Here is a 7,689-nt window from a genome sequence, read left to right as displayed (position 1 = left end):
TCGTCGCACGGCAAGAGCCCCAGCCAACCGGGGGGGGGGGGTGGGCGCTGCACACCGCTGCGGTGGAGGTGGACCGGGATCCGCGAGAGCTCGTCGCAAGGTTCCCGGCACCAGTAGAAGGCGCGCCGAACCTGGGGCTGTTGCACACCTCCGTGACCGGCGAGTACTCCAACAACCCGTGCCTGCCGTGCACCCGCGAGGAGCTCGCCGCGTTGGGGTACGGCGCGTGGCTGCTCGGGCATGTGCACGAGCGCATCACGCTTGCCGACGCCCCGTTTGCCGGCTGGGTCGGCATGGGCCGGGCCTACCTGGCCACCGCGGACGGTACCGCGGTGCAGGTCATAGACCTTTAGATGTCGTAGGCGCCGCGCTCGGCGGCGACCTCGCGCGCGGACGGGGTTTCGTGCGTCAACGAGATGAAGTTGCGCAGGATCCGGTCCATCTGGCGGGCCTCCACGAGGAAGGCGTCGTGGCCGACCGGCGAGGACAGCTTCGCCATGGCGAGCAGGTTGCCCAGGTTGCGGGAGAGGTGTTCCTGCTGGTGGTAGGGGTACAAGATGTCGGTGTCCACGCCCACGATCATGGTCGGCACGGTCGACGAGGCCAGCGCTTTGTTCAGCCCGCCGCGGTCGCGTCCCACGTCGTGGCGGTTGAGGGCTTCGGTGAGGGTGACGTAGCTGGCTGCGTCGAAACGCTTGGTGAGCTTTGTGCCCTGATGCTCCAGGTAGGACTGTACGGCGAAGCGCTCGCCGTCCGCGCGGAAGGGGCCGAGGGGGTTCTCACCCGACTGGGCGGCGGTGCCGAAGCGCTCATCGATTTCCAGCTCGCCGCGGTAGGTCAGGTGCGCGATGCGGCGTGCCGCCGCCAGGCCGGCGTCCGGAGCGCAACCGGTGTCGTGGTAGTCGCCGCCGTGCCAATCCGGGTCATGGGTGATCGAGGTGATCTGCGCGGACTGGATGCCAATCTGCCAGGCGCTGGCCCGGGCGGAGACCGCGAGCACCAGCGCGTAGTCCACGGCCTCGGGGTAGAGCAGGGTCCATTCCAGGGTGCGCGCGCCGCCCATGGAACCGCCGATGATCGCGTGGACCCGGCCGATGCCCAGCGCTTCCAGGAACGCGCGCTCGGCGTGCACCATGTCTCGCATGTTGATCGCCGGGAAGCGCGAGCCCCACACGCCGCCGTCCGGGTGTTCGCTGGACGGGCCGGTGGAGCCGTAGCAGGACCCAAGCGCGTTCGTGCAGATCACGCACCACGCGTCGGTGTCCAGCGCCTTGCCGGGGCCGATGGCCTCGCACCACCAGTCGGCGGCGTCGGTGTCGCCGGTTAAGGCATGCTCCACCAGCAGGATGTTGTTCTTGCCGCCCAGGTCGCCGCGGGGGACGCCCCACCGTCGATAGGCAATGTGCGCATCCTGAATCACCGCTCCTGCCTCGGTGTGGACGTCGCCGATGGCGACGGTGCCCAGCTCGCCTTCCGCAGCCAGCATTTACACCGCCGCGAAGCCGCGCTCGAGGTCCGCGATGATGTCCTCGACGTCCTCGATGCCCACGGACAGGCGCACCGTGGCCTGGGTGATGCCGGCGCGCGCGAGACCCTCGGCATCCGACTGCGAGTGCGTCGTGGACGCCGGGTGGACCACCAGGGAACGCACGTCGCCGATGTTGGCCAGGTTGGAGTGCAGCTTCAGCGCGTCGATGAACTTCCAGGCCGCGGTCTTGTCGTCTTGGTCGCCGGCGATGTCGAAAGAGAACACCGAACCGGTGTACTTCAGCCCCAACTTCTCCTGTGTGGCCTTGTACGGCGAGCCCTCCAGGCCCGCATAGTTGACCTTGGCCACCTTGTCGTGGGTGCTCAGGAACTCGGCGACCTTCTTCGCGTTCGCATTATGCTTTTCGACGCGCAACGCCAACGTATCGATACCCTGCAACGCCACCCAGGCATTGAACGGGGAAATCGCCGCACCCGTGTCACGCAGCAGGCCGGCGCGGGCGCGCAGCGCAAATGCCGGCGCGCCGAGGTCCGCGTACTTCAGGCCGTGGTAAGCCGGGTCCGGGGTGGTGAACAGCGGGAAGACTGATTCTCCGTCGCGCTCAACGGTCCAGTCGAAGGTGCCGCCGTCCACGATCGCGCCGCCGATGGCCGCGCCGTTGCCGGTGTAGAACTTCGTGGTGGAAAGGACCACGATGTCAGCGCCGAGCTCCAGCGGGCGGACGAGCGCCGCGGTGGCCATGGTGTTGTCCACGATCAGCGGGACCTGGTTGTTGTGGGCCACCTCGGAAATGGCCGGGATGTCCAGCACGTCCGCGATCGGGTTGCCGAAGGTCTCGCCGTAGAACGCCTTCGTGTTCGGCTTGACGGCGGCCTGCCAGCTTTCCGGATCGTCCGGGTTGTCCACGAAGGTGAAGTCGATGCCCAGCTTCGGCAGCGTGTGCTGGAAGAGCGTCTCGGTGCCGCCGTAGAGGCGCGGGGAGGTGACCACGTGGTCGCCGGCCTGGGCGAGGGTGAGGATCGCGGCGGTCTCCGCGGCCATGCCGGAGGCGAACGCCGTTGCTGCCACGCCACCCTCCAGGGAAGCGAGGCGGTCCTCCAGCGCGGACTGCGTCGGGTTGGTCAGGCGGGTGTAAATCGGGCCTGCATCCGAGAGGTTGAAGCGGTTCTCGGCGTGCTGGGCGTCGTCGAAGACGTAGCTGGTGGTCATGTAGATCGGCTGGTTGCGCGCGCCGTAATCCTGATCCACTTGCTGGCCGGCGTGAATGGAGCGGGTGCCAAACGACCATTCGCTAGCGTTGGAGTTGTCGTACTTCTGCTTCGAGTTCGTCATGGGGTGCAATGTAGTCCGCTTTGTCTGCCATTGCGTACCAAGCGGTCTATACGGGCTATGGACTGTGGATTTGCGTGAATATAAACCTGCGAGGGAACCGAGGCGGGGTTCCCCGCGTCTAATTCGCATGGGGATGGACCGAGAAGACACGCATGAACTGGGGCGTTGGGAAGAACGGAAAGGGGAGTTGAGGGCGGAGCTCGTCGATAAGTGTTGCGTGGTCGCATCTAGTAACACCGTGGTGAGTATCGAGTAACGCGATGGTGAGCATCCAGTAACAGTCCGGAACGGGGTACTGGTGACGCGCCCCGTCAGTGCGCCGACGTTGTCAGAGGCACTGCAACGTGCAAAATGCCCGTGAGCTCTCGCAGAACAAAACATCACCCTCTGCGCATAGGGTCGTGGTGTGGTTGTTCACATGGGCCCAGCTGGGCGCGGTCAATACTCAGCCGCTACCAGGCCCCTCCTTTTGGCCCGGGCCGGCGGTTCCGCTGTACGTGCTGCTTCGCTAGCTCGTAGCTCAACACGTCGAATCGGCTGAGCGGACAGCTGGGAGAACCCATGGCATACGTTCAAGGCGCACTGGCCCGGCTGTTACTCGATACCCACCCGAGCGTTACCCGAAACCCACCACACCGTTACTAAATACGTGGTCCAAACAATAAGCGAAAGCTCACGCACGGCACCTTCCCGGGGCTCCGTGTCGATGGTCTGGGCGCAGCCATGCAGGTCCTTGGCGATCGAGCTGAAGGTCTCGGCCAGCTCTGCGTCGTGGGTGACGCGCCTGAGAAGCAAGAAACAGGCAACAAAACGTTTCCGCAGGTAAGGGAGTTTGTAAAGGGGTTCTAAGCCTGTGCTGGCGCCCTTTTTCGGTTACAGAGCAAGAAAACTACTCAGCCCAGAAAGGGACATAACGGCGGTTGCGTGGTCCGGCATCCGGGTCGTAGAGCCGGATGAGGCCTTTGTCTACCGTGGTGTTAATAAGTCGGGTCGCCTGGGAGGCCTGCGAATCCCTGAGTCCGAAGCGATGCCGTATTGATGCGTTAGTAATGGCGCGATTATCCAGAAACCCGAGGCACGCATGCTGGTAGACGGCTTCGATCTTTTCATCCGTAGTCATTAGGTTGAAGGGGCGGTAGGCGCTCAGTGTGACGGTGGTTGTGCCGTTTGCGCGAATGAGTGCCGGTGGAAAGTGCTCTTTTTCCAGCGACGCAACGATCTTGTCCCAGCCGCTTCCGCGTTGCTCTACGAAGTGTGCGAGGCGAAGTGCTTCGCCGAGGTGTGCATTACGAGTGGTAGAAGCCGAGTCAATAAAACGTTGAGGATCGACCAACGGTGTACCAGGATTGGTTACTTCCACGCGGTCGCTGAAAATCTCAACGGTCAAGTACTGACCGCGCTGTTCCAGATCCTGGTGCATGAGCGCATTCGCAAATATTTCGCGAAATGCCACAGTGGGCAGCAGCGGGGTTTCAATTCGGCGTCCGCTTGGATCGATAGTCTCTCCACCGGGTTTTAACGTGTTCACCAAGGTCACGATCTCGCTAAACGAGGCGGCGTATCCCTCGTCAAACTCCCATTCTCGTTGGAGTTGCGTCCGCGATGTGTCACCGAAGTGCATCACGCGAGGGGCTAAGCCGGCGAGGTGTGGGAAGGATTTGAGTGAGCGCGCGTACATCAGAGCAGACCAAGCAGGAATACACCAGCCCAATTCGTGGGAGTATGTAATCGCCTCCGCTGCTCGCATTGTGTCGATGAGGGCGCCACCAACATTGCGTGGCAGTTCGGGCCGGTTGATAAAGAAAGCGTCGGAGGAGAGAAGAGAGGTGATCTCTTCGGGCTCGAGGCCTTCCGCGGCGTTGCTGGTTTCAAACTCGAACTGGTTGAGTTTCCTCCACAACTCGCGTTCACGATCTGGAAAGTCCATTAAGTTTTTTGTGTAGCTGCCCTGTCGGAAGTAACGGGTTCCATCGTAGGCATAAGGGGCCGAAAGGGCAGCCGGAATCCGGAGGAGTACGACGGTTCTACTTTCGATTGTGACCGATTCGAAGGAGATCGTCGGCGTGGGGGAGACTGTACGCTGCAACCAAGGGAATAGGTCTTCGTTGCCTTTGCCTTTCGTTATCTCCCATTGGAACGAAGTGCCTACGATTTCATGCGTATCACTTACACCCCAGATCAGGTAGCCTGCTGGTTCATCATGAAGACGAGCTGAGTTGCCTAACGCGCACACATACTTGGCGATTTCCGGGCCGGTCGTGGTGCTGTTTTCCTTAAACTCCAGCCAAGGGAGCTCCGCAGGCAAGTCGAGGAATCGCTGGATTCTAGCGATGAGTTGAGGCTCCGAGGTGGAATTAAGTGGTGACATGCCTCAAGTATCCCCCAGAAGCAAGAAACAGGCAAGAAAACAATTCCGCAGGTAAGGGAGTTTTTTGAAGAGTTTAAGGGCTGTTCTGGCATCTTTTTCTGGTTACGGAGCAAGAAAAAAATCGTGCTTCTGATTCTGATGTGGGTGCTCTAGTTCCTCGGTAAGCGTTTGCGGTAAGTGGGGCGGAGGTACCGGGCTGGGCACAGCGCTGCCAAGCCTGAACAAACAAAAACGGCCGGTGCCGGGGCGCGAAACCCCGACACCGGCCGATCTCAGAACAGCGAGCTACTTCTCCAGTTCGTCGATGATCTTGTTGAAGGTTGCGGACGGGCGCATGACCGCGGAGGTCTTTTCCTCGTCCGGCCAGTAGTAACCGCCGAGGTCGGCGGCGTTGCCCTGGGCGTCCAGGAGCTCCTTGTCAATCACATCGGCGTTGTCGCGCAGGTCCTTCGCGATCGGGCCGAAGACCTCGGCCAGCTCGGCGTCGTCGGACTGGGCTGCCAGTGCCTCTGCCCAGTACAGGGAGAGCCAGAAGTGGGAGCCGCGGTCGTCGATCTCGCCCACCTTACGGGACGGGGACTTGCCTTCGTCGAGAAGCTTCTCGGTGGCCTGGTCCAGCGCGGCGGCGAGGACGCCGGCCTTGTCGTTGCCGTTCGTGTTCTTCTCGTGGCGGAAGGACTCGGCCAGTGCGAGGTACTCGCCGAGGGAGTCCCAACGCAGGTGGTTTTCTTCCTGGACCTGCTGGACGTGCTTCGGGGCGGAGCCGCCGGCACCGGTCTCGAACAGGCCGCCGCCAGCCATGAGCGGGACGACGGAGAGCATCTTCGCGGAGGTGCCCAGCTCGAGGATCGGGAACAGGTCGGTGTTGTAGTCACGCAGCACGTTGCCGGTCACGGAGATGGTGTCCTCGCCGCGGCGGATGCGCTCGACGGAGGTCTTGGTGGCCTCGACCGGGGAAGCGATGGAGATGTCCAGGCCCTCGGTGTCGTGATCGGCCAGGTACTTCTTCACCAGCTCGATCAGGTTGCGGTCGTGGGCGCGCTCCTCATCCAGCCAGAAGATGGTCTTCATGCCGGACAGGCGTGCGCGGTTGACGGCCAGCTTGACCCAGTCCTGGATCGGGGCGTCCTTGGTCTGGCATGCGCGCCAGATGTCGCCGGCCTCGACGTCGTGCTCGATCAGCACGTCGCCGGCAGTGTTGACAACCTGGACCTTGCCGTCGGCCGGGATCTTGAAGGTCTTGTCGTGGGAGCCGTACTCCTCAGCCTTCTTCGCCATGAGGCCGACGTTCGGGACGGTGCCCATGGTGGTCGGGTCGTAGGCGCCGTTTTCGCGGCAGTCGTCGATCACGGTCTGGTACACACCGGCGTAGGAGGAGTCCGGGATGACGGCCAGGGTGTCCTGCTCCTGGTCGTCGGCGTTCCACATGTGGCCGGAGGTGCGGATCATCGCCGGCATGGAGGCGTCGATGATCACGTCGGACGGCACGTGCAGGTTGGTGATGCCCTTGGCGGAGTTCACCTGTGCCAGCGCCGGGCCGTCCTGCATGGCCTTGTCGAAGGCGGCGCGGATCTCCTCGCCGTTCTCCAGCTCGGACAGGCCCTCGTAGATTGCGCCGAGGCCGTTCTCGCCGTCCAGGCCTGCTGCGAGGAGCTGCTCGCCGTACTTGTCGTAGACGTCCTTGAAGAAGGCGCGCACGACGTGGCCGAAGATGATCGGGTCGGAGACCTTCATCATGGTGGCCTTCAGGTGCGCAGAGAAGAGCACGCCTTCGTCCTTGGCGCGCTTCACGGCATCCAGCAGGAAGGCGTCGAGAGCCTTAGCGGACATGTAGGTGCCGTCGATGACCTCGCCCTGTTCAACCTTGAGGCCGTCCTTGAGCACCTCCTCGCCGCCGTCGGCCTTGACCAGCTTGATGGTCAGGGTGTCCTCGGACGGCATGATCACGGACTTCTCGTTGTGGCGGAAGTCGCCGGCGTCCATCGTCGCGACGTTGGTCTTGGAGTCGGAGGACCACTCGCCCATGGAGTGCGGGTGCTTCTTGGTGAAGTTCTTCACGGCCTCCGGGGCGCGGCGGTCGGAGTTGCCCTCGCGCAGCACCGGGTTCACCGCGGAGCCCTTGACTGCGTCGTACTTGTCCTGCGCGTCCTCGTAGTCCGGGATGTCGAAGCCGGCTGCCTGCAGCTCCGCGATGGCCTTCTTCAGCTGCACCAGGGAAGCGGAGATGTTCGGCAGCTTGATGATGTTGGCTTCCGGCGTCTTGGCCAGCTCACCGAGCTGCGCCAGCGCGTCGTCGACCTTCTTGTCGCCGAGGCGGTCCGGGAACTGCGCGAGGATGCGGCCGGCCAGCGAGATGTCGGCGGTGTCCACGTCGATGCCGGCGCGGGAAGCGAAAGCCTCCACGATCGGCTTGAGGGAGTACGTCGCCAGCAGCGGCGCTTCGTCGGTGCGGGTCCAAATGATCTTCGCCATAATGCTCCTTTGTTTTAACGTGTCTGAC

General features: G+C 63.0%; 4 protein-coding genes and 1 pseudogene. 1 reads left to right on the top strand and 4 read right to left on the bottom strand.

Annotated features, from left to right (window positions below):
* Nucleotides 1–353, top strand: a pseudogene (locus tag MHY23_RS09115) (hypothetical protein); the annotation flags it as partial.
* Here the strand turns inward: MHY23_RS09115 and MHY23_RS09110 are convergent.
* From MHY23_RS09110 to MHY23_RS09095, 4 genes are all read right to left on the bottom strand, one after another.
* Nucleotides 350–1,486: a homoserine O-acetyltransferase gene (locus MHY23_RS09110; protein ID WP_239307283.1), complete on the bottom strand. Its 1,137-nt coding sequence runs from the start codon at nt 1,484–1,486 to the stop codon at nt 350–352. The pseudogene MHY23_RS09115 and the gene MHY23_RS09110 sit on opposite strands and share 4 nt — an antisense overlap.
* Nucleotides 1,487–2,821, bottom strand: a complete 1,335-nt coding sequence (locus MHY23_RS09105) for an O-acetylhomoserine/O-acetylserine sulfhydrylase (protein WP_239307282.1) — start codon at nt 2,819–2,821, stop codon at nt 1,487–1,489. It lies immediately after the preceding gene.
* An 889-nt stretch (nt 2,822–3,710) separates the two neighbouring features.
* Nucleotides 3,711–5,189 (bottom strand): RNA-binding domain-containing protein, encoded by a 1,479-nt coding sequence (locus MHY23_RS09100; RefSeq protein ID WP_239307281.1) that lies wholly within the window; start codon nt 5,187–5,189, stop codon nt 3,711–3,713.
* 285 nt (nt 5,190–5,474) lie between these two features.
* Nucleotides 5,475–7,661 (bottom strand): NADP-dependent isocitrate dehydrogenase, encoded by a 2,187-nt coding sequence (locus MHY23_RS09095; protein WP_239307280.1) that lies wholly within the window; start codon nt 7,659–7,661, stop codon nt 5,475–5,477.
* Nucleotides 7,662–7,689 lie beyond the last annotated feature (28 nt).

This window comes from Corynebacterium sp. ACRQP (genome assembly GCF_022345915.1).
Taxonomy (GTDB): domain Bacteria; phylum Actinomycetota; class Actinomycetes; order Mycobacteriales; family Mycobacteriaceae; genus Corynebacterium; species Corynebacterium lehmanniae.
Note: the sequence above shows the minus strand (reverse complement) of the source record. Positions and strands in the feature narration are given on the sequence as shown.